The sequence below is a fragment of the Marinobacter sp. CA1 genome, assembly GCF_020546665.1.
Lineage (GTDB): Bacteria > Pseudomonadota > Gammaproteobacteria > Pseudomonadales > Oleiphilaceae > Marinobacter > Marinobacter xestospongiae.
Genome location: NZ_CP071785.1, coordinates 4,600,888 through 4,614,923 on the forward strand (window position 1 = coordinate 4,600,888; position 14,036 = coordinate 4,614,923).

The following is a 14,036-nucleotide window of genomic DNA, read 5'->3' on the forward strand; positions in this document are numbered from 1 at the left end:
GGATGTGGTGACGGCTGTGCATCGCCGGAGGCCTCCATCGTCATGAAGGTTCTGCTGCTGCCGGGCATGGATGGCACCGGCCAGCTCTTCGAGCCGTTGCTGAGGGCGTTGTCGGGTGATCTGGCGCCGACGGTGGTGTCTCTCAACCACCTGTCGGCTGACGGTTACCGGGAACAGGTGGCGCAACTTCGTGGCCAGTTGTCGGCGGTCCCGGTGGTGATCGTGGCGGAATCCTATTCGGGCCCCATTGCCTACGCACTGTGTCGGGAACTGGGGCGTCGGGTGGCCGGGGTGGTGTTTCTGGCAAGCTTTGTCTCCCGACCGTGTGGGGTGGTTCGGCTGGCGCGGCGGTTACCGGCGGCGTCACTGCGACTCGACTGGTTGCCGGATCGGTTGCTCAATGGCGTTGGATTTGGTGGTCTCGGCACGGCGTCGTCGATGGCGTCAGTTCGGCTGGCGGTGCAGAATGTTGCCCCGGCGGTTCTCAAACAGCGGTTGAGCAACATGGCCGTGCTCAGGGAACCCAGTGAGCGTCTTTCGACGCCTGCGGTCTACATTCGCCCAACCCGTGATTACCTGGTCAGCCAGGCCGCTGTCGATACGGTCGCCCGGGTATTTCCCGCGCTCAGGGTAATCCCCCTGGAAGGCGGTCATTTCATCGCGCAAGGCCAGCCTGATGCCTGCGCACAGATCATTTTGCAGTTTGTACGCCAGGGCTTTCCACCCCCTGACTGCACGGGACACTAGACGTCAGGCGTTGGGGAGAAAGCTCAATCAATTTCAAACGCAGTGCCGGAATTGGCTATAAGGAAAACCATGATTCGTAGAAAGCGTCCACTTCGAATGGGAGTGTGTTTGCTGGTATTGGCCGTTGCGAGTCTCCTGGTCGGTCTGTTGGGCGGCTTCGAGGCCGGTGGCCGCTCATACGAGAACTATGGTTTTCTCTACGTCTTGGGCATTGGCGTATTTCTGTTTGTTGGCTCTGCACTGGTCGGCTATGGAATCTCCAACAAAAGCCCTATGGGGAAGCTGGGAAGGTCCGTCTATCTTGTCTACCTGCGTAGCAAGCGCAGATGATACGGTTGCTGCTGGCTGACACTCTGCCCTGGCCAAATCCGCTGGCGAGAACGCTATGATCGAACTGCAACGGCCGAAGGATCTGGCGCGACTGCGTCGTCTTGCCCTGAACGCTCAGGGCCTGCTGCAGGCGCAACCGTTTGGCCGTGGTTTGGCGGGCGCGCGGCGGGCCATTGGCCACGTTGGCTATGTCCAGATTGATACCATCTCGGTGGTGGAGCGCGCCCATCATCACGTCCTTCACACCCGGGTACCCGGCTTCGAGCCGGCCATGGTCGACCGGATGCTTCGGGACCGGGACATCTTTGAGTACTGGTCTCACGCCGCGGCCTTTCTGCCCATCGACGATTTTCGTTTCTCATTACCCTACAAGCACGCCATCAGAAGCGGCCAGACGCACTGGTTCCGGAAGCCGGACCGAGCGCTGATGGCGGAGTTGCTGGCCCGCATTCGTGCCGAAGGGCCGCTGCGGTCCCGGGATCTCGAAGCCGGTGCCCGCAAGCAGGCCGGCTGGTGGGACTGGAAACCTGCCAAGAAGGCGCTGGAGCAGCTGTACATGGAAGGCGAGCTGATGGTCAGTGACCGCGAGGGCTTCCAGAAAAGCTACGATCTGACCGAGCGGGTGTTACCCGCAGGCGTCGATACCCGCGCGCCCACCACCGACGAGTTTGCCAGCCACCTGCTTGAGCAGCAGTTGCGCTGCCATGGCCTGGTGTCGCTCAAGGGGCTGACCTACCTGCGCCGCAACGCCGATCTGCGTCAGGCCGTTAAAGCGTTGGTGGATGACAGGCTGGCGCAGGGGATGTTGGAACCGGTCCGGGTGAACGGGGGTGAGGTGTTTCTGCTGGCCGCGGGGGCGCTCGATCAACCCCTGCCGCGGCTGGGCAACCGCCTGCGCATCCTGTCGCCGTTCGACAACAGCGTTATCCAGCGCGACCGCCTCCGGGCCCTGTTCCAGTACGACTACCAGATCGAGTGCTACGTGCCGGAAGCCAAGCGCCAGTACGGCTACTTTTGCCTGCCGCTGCTGTACCGCGACGAATTTATTGGCCGCATGGATTGTAAGGCCCATCGCAAGCGCCGGCAGCTGGAAATCAAGTCGCTGCACTTTGAGCCGCATCGCTTTGGCGACGACGCGGTTGTATCGGCCTTTGCCGATGCGATCGGCAACTTCTGCCGGTTCCAGGGCTGTGAGTCGGTGTCGTTGACGGCGGTTTATCCGCACCGGCTGGCCCAACCTCTGAACCTTGCGCTGGAATCCTTGCGGTGATGCCAGGCTGGGCGCGTAATTGTTTTCGGGGGTTGTAGCACCAGATAGCCTCTGGCGAACGGTTAGACGCTCTGTCGTCAATTACGGTATAACGTGCAGTCAGGGCCGAATCGGACGGGCCCGAAACAATTGGACTGTGGATACGATTGATGGACCGATACCGGACCCTGATCCTGCTGGCAGGCCTGTGGCTGCTGGCCTTTGGTGCCCAGGCGGAGCCGCGGGTAGTGCTGGGCGATGGCGACATTGAGCTGACCGACTTCGCTATTGGCTACTTCGTCGACCAGAGCAAGGCCCTGTCCTATCCGCAGGTCCGCAACCAGACGTTCACCGAAACCGGCAACCGAACCACCCTGGGCACCAACGCCCGGGTAACCTGGTATCGGGTGATTCTCGATAACCCCGGCCCTCAGCCCCGCACGGTCAGTGTGCACCTGCCCCATGCCTACCATGTTCAGGAAGTGGCGCTTTATGAGGAGCAGGGAGGGCGCCTGGTGCGCGACGAGCACCTGGCCCTGGATGAGGCCGCCGACAGCCCGCTGATGTATCGCGGCGTGGTGGTGTACTCGCTGACGGTGCCGGCGGGGGCGTCCACCACGCTCTATGTCCGCAGCCATTCCTACTCCCACCAGTGGTTTGCCCTGGAGATTCTCGATCAGGACCATTCCCGGCGGGTGCTGATGGGCAGCAAGCACGACATTGCCCTGATGGTGGGGATGATGCTGGCGCTGGTGTTCTACAACTGCCTGTTGTACTTCGCCACCAGCAAGAAAGAGAACATCTACTACTCGCTCTACCTGATTTCCGGGCTGGTGTGGATTGCCCTGTCCTACGGGCTGGTTGCCAGTCTGTTCAATGCCTATGGCGCAACGGTGTTCCAGCTCAACATGTCGCTGATCACCATGCCGATTTTCCTGCTGTTGTTCATGATGTCGATCTTCGACACCCGGCGACTCTATCCCACCGAACACCGCTGTCTGCAGGCGTTGCTGGTGCTGTTGGTGGCAACGCTGGCGTACAGCGTGTTCGATATTTCCGGCGCGCTGAAACCGGCCAGCAGCCTGGCGGCCCTGATGATGGTGGTGACGTTTTCGGTGAGCATTTCGCTGTACCGCAAGGGCAACCCGCTGGTGAAATTCTTTCTGGTGGGGCACACCTTCTTCGTGGTGTTCAACGGTATTGCGGTGCTGTTTTACAAGGGCCTGATTGCACCCAGCTACTGGAGCAGCCATGGCGTTGGTATTGGCATCGTGCTGGAAGCGCTGACCCTGGCGTTCATTATTTCCTACCGGATCAAGGTGCTGGAGGACATCCGCGCATCCCAGGACGAACTCAAGAAGCAGGCGGCCACCGATCCATTGACCCGGCTCTACAATCGCCGGTATTTTCACTCCGAAGCCGACTTCCTGCTGGAGCTGGCGAAGTCCCGGGCGGAGCCGCTGTCGGTGCTGGTGCTGGACATCGACCACTTCAAGCAGGTGAACGACAGCCACGGTCACCATGTGGGCGACCAGGTCATCGTGCGTCTGGCCCAGGTGCTGCGCCAGTTCAGCCGTTCCAACGATCTGGTGGCGCGCTTCGGCGGCGAGGAGTTTGTGATGCTGCTGCCCAACGCCGACCGTGCGGAGGCGGAAATCTGCTCGGAACGGATTCGGGCCGCGACCGAGTCGTTGGCGGTGGCGATAGACGCCAGCACCAGCCTGCGCTTCACCATCAGCATTGGTATTGCCGAAGTCGCGGTTGGCCAGGAGAGCACTGAGGCGGCCATCAAACGCGCCGACCGGGCACTCTACAGAGCCAAGCGCAGCGGTCGTAACCGGGTCTGTGTCGATCTGCCGGCACCGGCCTGAACCGCAAGGGTGGCCCCGCGAAGGCCGCCACCATCCCGACAGAGGAGCTGTCGGAGACCATCCACCAGGGACAGGATGTAACACACCATGACACCAACCCGTGCGCTGGCTGCATTACTGGCCGGCCTTGCCATCACTGCCGTTCAGGCGCAGGAATACGGCACCAACCCGATGCCCCAGGACATCGCGTCGCTGAGTTCATCGGACTACACGGTGATTGAGCGTTTTGCTGACACCTTTCGGGGCAATGGCAGCATGAACCCCGGCCTCTATCGGGTCTGCGACCGCTACACCCTGATGCTCAATCCGGCGGCCCAGCGGCAGGAATTTCCTGACCAGCACTACACGATTCCGGCGGATGATCCGCTGTTCGATGAGCTGGTGGAGCTTGCGGCCAAAACCCGACATGCTTACTGCAATGTGGATTACGATGCCGTTGCAGAGCAGTCGCTGGCGGCGTTTTTGAGTGATCCGGCCTTCAACCGTCGATATCTGCCGGCGATGCGCCGGATCTCCCGCCATAAGCCGGAGCCGGGCGACCAGAACCGGGCCTATCAGGGCTTTGACCGTGCCCTGGAGAACTACCTCAGGGCAGAACGCCAACCGCTGTTGGATCGTTACTTCGCCCAGGTTCAGGAACTGCACGATCGCTACTTTGCCTGCGAAGGCTGTCAGTGATCCTTCATCAACACGATAGAGAGGAAAGCCGGCCCCGGTGTCCGGGGCTGGCGTTTGGGTATGAATAAGCAACCTGAAAAAGTGGTTCGCATCGCCACCGAGCGGGCCGAACAGCGTCGCAGTGGCTGGCGCTACCGGGTTCAGAAAACGGCTCCGTTGCTGATGGCGGCGGTGCTGGTGGTACTGGCGGTACTGTTTCACGAATCCGACAGCACCGTGCCGGTGATGGACGCGGATGAGCCGGTGAGCCGGGTGAACGCCGATGGCGACCTGGTGGTGACGATCCCGGCAGACCGCCGTGGTCATTATGTGTTTGCCGGCCGGATCAACGGTCAGCCGGTAAAGTTCCTGCTCGATACCGGCGCCACCCGGGTGGCGATTCCCGGCGGCGTGGCCAACCATCTCGATCTTACCCGCGGGGTGATGTACCAGACCCACACTGCCAATGGCACCTCCATGGCGTACCACACCCTGCTGGATTCGGTGCAGGTCGGCGGTATTGAGCAGCGCACGGTCAATGCGGCGATCCTGCCGGATTTTGACGGCGATGAAATACTGCTGGGGATGTCGTTCCTGAAAGAGCTGGACCTCCGCCAGAGCGGAGGCCAGCTGATCCTGACCCTGCCGGCCCGCTAGCGGCCTTGCTGGCTGACCGCCTGCCCCGGCGCCGGGGCGCCGGCCAGGGTGCGGTACAGGCCGACCATGGCCAATACCGTGTCGGTGCGGCCTTGGCTCAGGGCCTGGTCACTGGCGAGCTGTTCCCGCTCGGCGTCGAGCACCTCGAAGTAGCCGATGTAGCCCTGGCGATAGCGGGTCCGGGCCAGGTCCGCGGCGGCCTGGGCCGCCTCGGCGGCGGTCTCCAGCTGGGCGGTGCGTAACTGACTGCGCTGGTAGCGTATCAGCCGGTTCTCGGTTTCCTCGAGGGCTTCCAGCACCACCTGGCGGTAGTCGGCCAGGGCGGCACGGGCGTCCGCATCCTCGGCGTCGATGCGGGCCTGGACCCGGCCGAAATTGAGGAAGGTCCAGTCGATACCCAGAGCGACCCGGCGGGACTCCGCACCGGCGCTGAACAGGTCGCCGCCGTTCAGAGCCACGGTACCCAGCAGGGCATCGAGGCTGAAGCGGGGGAACAGGTCGGCGGTGGCCACGCCAATGTCGGCGGTGGCCGCCGCCAGCTGGCGTTCGGCCTGGCGTACGTCCGGGCGCCGGCGCAACACGTCACCGGGGCTACCCACCGGGATGGCGGGGGTGACCGTGGGCAGCGCCGTGGCTGGCTGCAATCGCGTCACCAGCTGTCCCGGCGCCTGACCGGTCAGCACCGCCAGGCGATGCATGCGGACACGAATGTCCGCCTCCAGCCGGGGCACCACGGCGCGGGTGCTGGCCAGTTGGGCACGGGCCCGCAGGACATCAAAGTCGGTGCTGCGGCCGGCGTCCATGCGGGCGCTGACGATGGCCAGGGAATCCTGTTGCAGGGTGACATTGCGCTGGGCCACCGTCAGCTGCTGTTGCAGCCCCCGCAGTTCAAAATAACTGCTGGCCAGTTGCCCGACCAGGGCTACCCGCAAGGCGTCCAGTTCCGCTTCGCTGGCCTGCAGCCGGGCACCCTGGGCCTCGGTGGCGCGGCGCAGGCGACCAAACAGGTCCAGTTCCCAGCTGGCGTTGGCGTCGATCCGGAAACGTTCAATGTCGCCGTCCCCGCCAGCCGGTCGCTCTGATTCGGGCAGGTGCAGTGCCGCCGCGGAGGCGCCTGTGCCTATTGTTGGCAACTGCTCGCTGCGGCTGCCCCGCAGCAGCGCTTCGGCCCGCTGGTAGCGGGTCAGCGCCGCCTGCAGGTCGAGGTTGGCGGTGAGGGTCTGGTCGATCAGTTGTGCCAGCAGCGGGTCGCCAAAGCCTCGCCAGAAGCGGGCTTCCTCAGTCGCATTGAAGGGCTGCTGGTTATGCTCGGTGCTGAACCGGGCCGGAGCCTCCAGCGTCGGCGGCTGGTAGTCCGGGCCGACGGCGCAGCCGGCCAGCAGCACCAAGCTGCTGGCGATCAGGCGCATCTTAGGCATGGTTTCCTCCTGGCAATGCTGCCGGGTTCTGGTCGTCGTCCCCGGACAGGGTGGAGCTGTGGTGGCTGGTCAGGGGCTTGCTGCCGGACAGCTTGCGCAGGGCCACGTAGAACACCGGGGTCAGGAACAGGCCGAACAGGGTGACCCCGATCATGCCGGCGAACACCGCGGTGCCCAGCGCGGCCCGCACTTCGGCGCCGGCACCGGTGGCCAGCACCAGCGGCACCACGGCGGCGGTGAAGGTGATGGACGTCATGATGATGGGGCGCAGGCGCAGACGGCAGGCTTCCAGTGCCGCATCCACAATGCCCCGGCCCTGCAGTTCCAGCTCACGGGCAAATTCGACGATCAGGATGGCGTTCTTGCAGGCGAGGCCGATCAACACCACCAGACCAACCTGAACAAAGATGTTGTTGTCGCCATCGCCGAACCAGACGCCAATCAGTGCCGACAGCATGCACATGGGCACGATCAGGATCACCGCCAGCGGTAGGGTCCAGCTTTCGTACAGCGCCGCCAGTACCAGGAACACCAGCAGGATGGCCAGCGGGAACACCACCAGCGCGGCGTTGCCCTGGTTGGCCTGCTGGTAGCTCAGGTCGCTCCACTCGAAGTCCATGCCCGGCGGCAGCACCTGTGCGGCAATGCCGCCGAGGGCGCCCATGGCCTGGGCCGAAGACAGCACCCGGGGGTCGGATTCGCCGGCCAGGTCCGCTGCCGGGTAGCCGTTGAAGCGGATCACCGGGTCCGGACCGAAGGTCTCGCGCAGGGTCACCATCGAGCCGATGGGCACCATCTCGCCCTGGTCATTGCGGGTCCGCAGCCGGGCGATGTCCTCAATGCTGTCGCGGTAGGGGGCATCGGCCTGGGCGATCACCTGCCAGGTACGGCCAAACTGGTTGAAGTCGTTGACGTAGCTGGACCCCAGATAGGTCTGCAGGGTGTCAAACAGCTCGGTGAGCGGTACCCCCTGGGCCTTGGCCTTGAGGCGGTCCACCTCGGCATCCAGCTGTGGCACGTTGGCCTGGTAGCTGGTCACCGGGAAGCTCATGCCCGGAGTCTGGGCAACCGTGCCCTGGAACCGGTTGACCGCTTCCTGCAGGGCGCCATAGCCGAGGTTGCCGCGGTCTTCGATGAACATCTGGTAGCCGGACCCGCTGCCCAGGCCGAGAATCGGTGGCGGCATGAAGGAGAAGGCAAAGCCTTCCTTCAGCCCGGCGATCTGCTGGTTGATCCGGGCGTTGATCTGTTCGGCACTGAGGCTGCGTTCCTCGAACGGCTTGAGGGGGAAGAACACCACACCGGTGTTGGCGGTGTTGGTGAACTGCAGCGCATTGAGGCCCGGGAAGGCGATGGCATGATCGACGCCGTCGGTTGCCATGGCAATGTCGGTGACCTTTTGTAGCAGCTCATCGGTACGCTCCAGTGAGGCCCCCTCCGGCAGTTTCACGCCCGCCATCAGGTACAGCTTGTCCTGCACCGGGATAAAGCCGGGTGGCACCACCTTGAACATGAAGCCGGTGGCGGTGAGCAGCAGGGCATAGACCACAAACACCGCGCCGCGGCGCCGCAGCGACCGTGAAACACCGCCTTCGTAGCGGCGGGCACTGGCGTCGAAGAAGCGGTTGAAGGGCCGGAACAGCCAGCCGAACAGGGCGTCAATCAACCGTTGCAGACGGTCTTTGGGCGCACTGTGAGGTTTCAGCAGCATCGCCGCCATGGCCGGAGACAGAGTCAGGGAGTTGATGGTGGAAATCACCGTGGAGATGGCGATGGTGACCGCGAACTGACGGTAGAACTGGCCGGTGACACCGGACAGGAACGCCATCGGAATAAACACCGCACACAGCACCAGGCCAATGGCGACGATCGGGCCAGACACCTCTTTCATCGCCTGGTGGGCCGCCGCCAGCGGTTTAAGGCCTTCCTCAATGTTCCGTTCGACGTTTTCCACCACCACGATGGCGTCGTCCACCACGATACCGATGGCCAGCACCAGACCGAACAGGGTCAGGGTGTTGATGGAGTAGCCCAGCAGGTACAGCGCCCCGAACGTGCCCACCACCGACACCGGCACCGCCAGCAGCGGGATGATGGAGGCGCGCCAGGTCTGCAGGAACAGGGTGACCACCAGCACCACCAGCAACACGGCTTCCAGCAGGGTGGAGATCACCGACTTGATGGAATCGCTGACAAAAATGGTGGTGTCGTACACCGCCTCGTAGCCGACGCCGTCCGGGAATAGCTCAGCGGCCTCGTCCATGGTGGCGATCACGTCGTTACGGATCTGCAGGGCGTTGGCGCCCGGGGCCTGGAAAATACCGATCGCGACGGCATCTTTGCCGTTGAGCTGGGAGCGCAGGGTGTAGTCGCCGGCACCCAGCTCCACCCGGGCGACGTCCGCCAGCCGCAGGATTTCGCCGTCGTCGCCGCGCTTGAGCACGATGTTGCCGAACTCTTCTGGAGTTTCCAGGCGGCCGCGGGCGTTGATCAGGGTGAGAAAGTCACTGTTGGCCACCGGCTCGGCACCGAGCTGGCCGGCGGACACCTGCACGTTCTGTTCGCGCATGGCCCGTACCACATCGCTGGCGGTCAGGCCGCGGGCGGCAATGCGCTCCGGATCAAGCCAGGCCCGCATGGCGTAGTCGCCGCCCCCGAAAACCTGGGCATTGCCGACGCCCTGGATGCGGGCCAGGCGATCGCGCACGTGCAGGCGGGCGTAGTTGCGCAGGTACAGGGTGTCGTAGCGGTCATCCGGAGAGGTCAGGTGCACCACCATCAGGAAGGTGGGGGACTGCTTCTGGGTGGTCACACCCTGGCGACGGACCGCTTCCGGTAACCGCGCCAGGGCCTGACTGACCCGGTTCTGCACCTTCACGGTGGCGTCGTCGGCGTCGGTTCCGGGGCGGAAGGTGACGGTCAGTTGCAGCACGCCGTCTGACCCGGCCACGGACTTGAAGTACATCATGCCTTCAACGCCGTTGATCGCTTCTTCCAGTGGCGTGGCCACGGTGTCGGCAATCTCCTTGGGGTTGGCGCCGGGGTAGACGGTGCGCACCATCACCGACGGCGGCACCACTTCGGGGTATTCGCTGATCGGCAGATTGGGGATGGAAATCAACCCGATGGCGAAAATTATGATGGATACCACGGCCGCAAAGATCGGCCGGTCCACGAAAAATCGCGAAAAATTCATGACAAAAGGCTCCTGTGCGACAGCCGTGGAGGCTGCCGCCGGTCTCTGGTTCCCTGGACGTGGGGTGTTAGATCACTGCGATCCGGGCCCCTGGCCCGGTCCGGTTCAGGGGCTGGCAGCCACCACGGTGGTGTCGTCTCCGGTCTCCCGCATTGCCACCTGTTGCGGGCTGACTTCCATGCCGGGGTAGAACACTTTCTGAACGCCGTTGACGATGACCCGGTCACCGCTTGCCAGGCCGTCGCGGATCACCATCAGGTCATCGACCTGGCGACCTACGGTGACGTGGCGGGGCGTGGCCTGGTTCTGGTCATTGATGACGTAGACAAAGCGACGGTCCTGGTCGGTCAGTACGGCTTTGCGGTTGACCATCAGGGCCTGGTCCAGCTGCGCCACCGGCATTTCGACCCGGGCGAACTGGCCGGGTTTGAGGCGTTCACCGGGGTTGGCCAGAACGGCGCGATACTGCAGGGTGCCGGTGCTGGCGTTGAGCTGGTTATCGATGAAGTTCAGCTCACCGCTGAGGGGCTGGTCGCTGTCGTTGCCGAGCTGGATTTTCACCGTTTGCGGCCCGCCAGCGGCCAGCAGCGCCTGACTGGCGGCAGCGGTCTGTTCATCCGCTTCGAAGTAGACGTACATCGGATCGACGGACACCACCGTGGTCAGTTCGGTCTGGTCGGCGTTGGCCAGGTTGCCCCGGGTGACCAGGGCGCGGCCGGCGCGACCGCTGACCGGTGCGGTCACCCGGGTGTACTCCAGGTTCAGCTCTGCGCTGGTGAGTGCCGCCCGGGCGGCTGCCACGCTGGCCTGGGCGCCCATCAGTGCGGCGTCGCGCTGGTCGTATTCCTCCTGGGAGATGGCCCGGCTCTTCAGCAGGCTGCGGGCCCGGCCGGCTTCGCTGCGGGCCAACGCCAGCTGGCTGTTGGCCTGGGCCAGCTCGGCCTGGGCAGCCTGCACCCGGGCCTGATAGGGGCGGGGGTCGATCTGGAACAGCAGATCGCCGGCTTCTACCAAGGCGCCTTCGTCGAACGCCACCTGCTGGATGTAGCCGCTGACCCGGGGCCTCAGCATCACCGCGTCGGTGGCCGCCACCCGGCCGGTGAAGGATTGCCACAGGGTGACCGGCTCGGCCAGTACCTGCGCCACGTCCACTTCCGGCGGCGGTGGCATGGCCATGGCTTCCTCGCTCTGGGCCTCACAGCCGCTCAGGAAAATGGCCAGCACCAGGGCCAGGCCGCCTGCCAGCGGTGAGCGCCGGCGTGTGTCGTTGGTCAGACGTTCCATGATTCTCTGCTCCCGTTGTCGAATAGGTACCAGCACCACCTGTTGCGGCCGTTTTTGCCGGTGACTGTCCCCTCAATCGTTTGGGCGAGGGACAAATCGACAGCCACGGTAATGCCTCAAGTAAACTTGAGGTCAACCGTTTGTTGTCGTCGCTACAGCTGGGCAGGGGGTAGTGCTCTGGTCGATGGAAGGTTTCTCCACGAATGGTTGAGAACCTTACCGAGTGGGGACAAACGGGTGGTATCGGATTACTGCGAAACGATTGCCTGATTCTGCAAAGCGATTAAGAAAAGGTTATGGCATGGGGTGCTGGGTTCATTCTATAGTCTCTGTTATAAAAGGCTTTTATTGTGATTCGGCCGAATTGTCGAACGTTCAAGGTGTAACAAAAGTGCAACGCCTGTCGACGGTGATGGCTTGCCCGTTCCTGTTTTTTGATTGCCTATTACTGCAAAAATTCTCGTTGGCAAACCAAGTGATTCCTGTCCCGCCGTATACTTCGATGCAGTGTTCGGCGATCGCTGAGCGGATGTGATTCACCAGATGGGGCATGCACCAGGAGCGGGAGTGACCGATGTTGACCAGTAATCAGGAAACTGGCGTGGAACTGGACGCCGACATTGAGCAGATGCGCCAGCGCATTGCCTCGACGGTGGAGCGCTGGACGCCGAACCAGCAGGTGCAGGACACCCTGGTGCCCGGGTTGCAGCTGTTCCGGTCCGACAACCCGACCAGTTGCACCGCCACGGTGTACGAACCGTCGGTCTGTTTTATGGTGCAGGGCACCAAGAGCGTCAGCTTTGGCGACCGGGAGCTGTTCTACCAGGCCCTGACCTACATGGTGTCCTCGGTTCACCTGCCGGTGCTGGGCCGCATTCTGGACGCATCGCCGGAGTCGCCCTACCTGGCGTTCAAGCTCACTTTCGATCCCCAGGAAGTCAGTAACCTGGTGCTGGAAATGGGCGCGCAGTTGCCGCCGGTGAACGATTGCTGCGCCGAGGGTAACTGTGCGCTCAGTATGGCCACCATTGAACGCCCGCTGCTGGATGCGCTGTGCCGGTTCACTGGCCTGCTGGATGTTCCCCAGGACATTCCGGTGCTGGCACCGCTGATCCGGCGGGAGATCCTCTATCGGGTACTGCTGGGGGAAATGGGGCCGCGGATGCGCAAGTTCGCGGTGGCGGATTCGTCAGTCCAGCGGGTCTCCAAGGTGATTGCGGTACTCAAGGACCGCTACACCGAATCTCTCAAGGTGCGGGAGCTGGCGGATGAGGTGAACATGAGTGAGTCGGCGCTGTTCCACACCTTCAAGCAGGTGACCCGGATGTCGCCGCTGCAGTACCAGAAAAAGCTGCGCCTGCACGAAGCCCGCCGACTGATGCTGTCGGAAGGGCTGGAGGCTGCCACCGCCAGTTACCGGGTTGGCTACGAGAGCCCGTCCCATTTCAGTCGGGAGTACAGCCGCCTGTTTGGCGCACCGCCACGGGCGGATGTGATCAAGCTGCGGGGCGAACAGGCGGTGACGGCGCTGTCCTAGGGAGACCCTCAAAGCGCAAGATCCGGCTGGCCGAGTGCGGGCGGCGCGGGCACACTGACGATTCTGCCGTGATGATCAGGAGTGCCGCCGATGTCGGACTACGAGCGCATTGCCCGCGCCATCCAATACCTCCGCAGCCACACCGGCGACCAGCCCTCGCTGGCCGCCGTAGCCGAGCATGTCCACCTCAGTGAGTACCACTTCCAGCGGCTGTTCCGGCGTTGGGCCGGGGTGACCCCCAAGCGTTACCTGCAGGCACTGACCCTGGCCCGGGCCAAGCAACTGCTGGCGGACAGCCGCCGATCCCTGCTGGCCACCAGCGATGAGTTGGGACTGAGCAGCAGTTCGCGGCTGTACGATCACTTTGTGCAGCTGGAAGCGGTGACACCGTCCGAGTTCCGCCAGCGCGGTGCCGGCATGACCATCACCTGGGGAGTGCACGCCACGCCGTTCGGGCCCGCCTTTGTGGCGCTGACGCCAAAGGGTGTGTGCCAGTTCGAGTTCGTGGCGCCGGCGCAGCCGCAGGCCCCGCTTCAGCGCCTGCTCGATCTCTGGCACCAGGCCCGGGTGGTGGAAGACCAGCCCGGCACTGCCTGGGTGGTGGCGCGGTTGCTGGCGGCGCCCGCCGAGGACGGTGCCCCCCTGTCACTGTGGGTGCAGGGCACCAACTTCCAGGTTCAGGTCTGGCGCGCGCTGTTGCAATTGGCCCCCGGGCACCTGGCCAGCTATCGCGACGTTGCGGTTGCCATTGGCCACCCCACGGCAGCCCGGGCGGTGGGCACCGCGATCGGCGCCAACCCGGTGGCGCTGGCGATTCCCTGCCATCGAGTGTTGCGCCAGGGCGGCGAACTGGGGGGCTACCGCTGGGGAGAAACCCGCAAGCAGGCGATCCTGGCGCGGGAGCTGGCTCGCGCCGATGCCCCCGATCTGACCTCCGCGTGACCTGGCTTAAGCGCGAGTGCGGCGGCTCGCCCCACTGGCGCTGGCAATCTGGTATCTTTCCGTCCGGGTCCTGTCGTTACGGGCCAGCGCTGGCGGTCGTCTGTGGATAACTTCGTGGGTAAGCGGTGGTCAAATGGGCGGACAGCCT

The 14,036-nt window shown here is 63.9% G+C and carries 11 protein-coding genes; 8 read left to right on the forward strand and 3 right to left on the reverse strand.

Going from position 1 to position 14,036, the window contains the following annotated elements:
- Positions 1 to 42 precede the first annotated feature (42 nt).
- The 6 genes from J2887_RS21035 (at position 43) to J2887_RS21060 (ending at position 5,511) form a co-directional block, all read left to right on the forward strand.
- Complete coding sequence (locus J2887_RS21035) at positions 43 to 747, forward strand: alpha/beta fold hydrolase (RefSeq protein ID WP_227173075.1); 705 nt, start codon at positions 43 to 45, stop codon at positions 745 to 747.
- Positions 748 to 816: 69 nt separating this feature from the next.
- Positions 817 to 1,077: a hypothetical protein gene (locus tag J2887_RS21040; protein ID WP_227173076.1), complete on the forward strand. Its 261-nt coding sequence runs from the start codon at positions 817 to 819 to the stop codon at positions 1,075 to 1,077.
- Between the two features lie 55 nt (positions 1,078 to 1,132).
- Entirely contained in the window at positions 1,133 to 2,347 is a 1,215-nt protein-coding gene (locus J2887_RS21045; protein ID WP_227173077.1) for a winged helix-turn-helix domain-containing protein, read from the forward strand.
- 149 nt (positions 2,348 to 2,496) lie between these two features.
- Positions 2,497 to 4,197 (forward strand): sensor domain-containing diguanylate cyclase, encoded by a 1,701-nt coding sequence (locus J2887_RS21050; protein ID WP_227173078.1) that lies wholly within the window; start codon positions 2,497 to 2,499, stop codon positions 4,195 to 4,197.
- Positions 4,198 to 4,284: 87 nt separating this feature from the next.
- On the forward strand, positions 4,285 to 4,875 hold the full coding sequence (locus tag J2887_RS21055) for a hypothetical protein (protein WP_227173079.1): 591 nt from the start codon (positions 4,285 to 4,287) through the stop codon (positions 4,873 to 4,875).
- 60 nt (positions 4,876 to 4,935) lie between these two features.
- Entirely contained in the window at positions 4,936 to 5,511 is a 576-nt protein-coding gene (locus tag J2887_RS21060; RefSeq protein WP_227173080.1) for a retropepsin-like aspartic protease family protein, read from the forward strand.
- Here J2887_RS21060 and J2887_RS21065 read toward each other — a convergent pair.
- The 3 genes from J2887_RS21065 to J2887_RS21075 form a co-directional block, all read right to left on the reverse strand.
- Positions 5,508 to 6,929, reverse strand: coding sequence for an efflux transporter outer membrane subunit (locus tag J2887_RS21065; protein WP_227173081.1), 1,422 nt, complete (start codon positions 6,927 to 6,929; stop codon positions 5,508 to 5,510). The two genes, J2887_RS21060 and J2887_RS21065, sit on opposite strands and share 4 nt — an antisense overlap.
- Positions 6,922 to 10,125 carry an efflux RND transporter permease subunit gene (locus J2887_RS21070; protein WP_227173082.1) on the reverse strand — a complete coding sequence of 1,068 codons (3,204 nt, stop codon included), beginning with the start codon at positions 10,123 to 10,125 and terminating at the stop codon, positions 6,922 to 6,924. Before J2887_RS21070 ends, J2887_RS21065 begins: the two co-directional genes overlap by 8 nt.
- Before the next feature lie 105 nt (positions 10,126 to 10,230).
- Complete coding sequence (locus J2887_RS21075) at positions 10,231 to 11,409, reverse strand: efflux RND transporter periplasmic adaptor subunit (RefSeq protein ID WP_227173083.1); 1,179 nt, start codon at positions 11,407 to 11,409, stop codon at positions 10,231 to 10,233.
- Positions 11,410 to 11,983: 574 nt separating this feature from the next.
- On the opposite strand from J2887_RS21075, the gene J2887_RS21080 reads away from it, so the two are divergent.
- Entirely contained in the window at positions 11,984 to 12,946 is a 963-nt protein-coding gene (locus J2887_RS21080) for an AraC family transcriptional regulator (protein ID WP_227173084.1), read from the forward strand.
- Between the two features lie 90 nt (positions 12,947 to 13,036).
- A complete protein-coding gene (locus J2887_RS21085; RefSeq protein WP_227173085.1) occupies positions 13,037 to 13,888 on the forward strand; it encodes a bifunctional transcriptional activator/DNA repair enzyme AdaA in 852 nt (283 codons plus the stop codon).
- Positions 13,889 to 14,036 lie beyond the last annotated feature (148 nt).

What these genes read in the sequence shown, in the direction of transcription:
- J2887_RS21035 (WP_227173075.1), top strand. Translation starts at nt 43, where the DNA reads ATGAAGGTTCTGCTGCTGCCGGGCATGGATGGCACCGGCCAGCTCTTC.
- J2887_RS21070 (WP_227173082.1), bottom strand. Translation starts at nt 10,125, where the DNA reads ATGAATTTTTCGCGATTTTTCGTGGACCGGCCGATCTTTGCGGCCGTG.
- J2887_RS21080 (WP_227173084.1), top strand. Translation starts at nt 11,984, where the DNA reads ATGTTGACCAGTAATCAGGAAACTGGCGTGGAACTGGACGCCGACATT.
- J2887_RS21060 (WP_227173080.1), top strand. Translation starts at nt 4,936, where the DNA reads ATGAATAAGCAACCTGAAAAAGTGGTTCGCATCGCCACCGAGCGGGCC.
- J2887_RS21085 (WP_227173085.1), top strand. Translation starts at nt 13,037, where the DNA reads ATGTCGGACTACGAGCGCATTGCCCGCGCCATCCAATACCTCCGCAGC.
- J2887_RS21065 (WP_227173081.1), bottom strand. Translation starts at nt 6,929, where the DNA reads ATGCCTAAGATGCGCCTGATCGCCAGCAGCTTGGTGCTGCTGGCCGGC.
- J2887_RS21075 (WP_227173083.1), bottom strand. Translation starts at nt 11,409, where the DNA reads ATGGAACGTCTGACCAACGACACACGCCGGCGCTCACCGCTGGCAGGC.
- J2887_RS21045 (WP_227173077.1), top strand. Translation starts at nt 1,133, where the DNA reads ATGATCGAACTGCAACGGCCGAAGGATCTGGCGCGACTGCGTCGTCTT.
- J2887_RS21040 (WP_227173076.1), top strand. Translation starts at nt 817, where the DNA reads ATGATTCGTAGAAAGCGTCCACTTCGAATGGGAGTGTGTTTGCTGGTA.
- J2887_RS21050 (WP_227173078.1), top strand. Translation starts at nt 2,497, where the DNA reads ATGGACCGATACCGGACCCTGATCCTGCTGGCAGGCCTGTGGCTGCTG.
- J2887_RS21055 (WP_227173079.1), top strand. Translation starts at nt 4,285, where the DNA reads ATGACACCAACCCGTGCGCTGGCTGCATTACTGGCCGGCCTTGCCATC.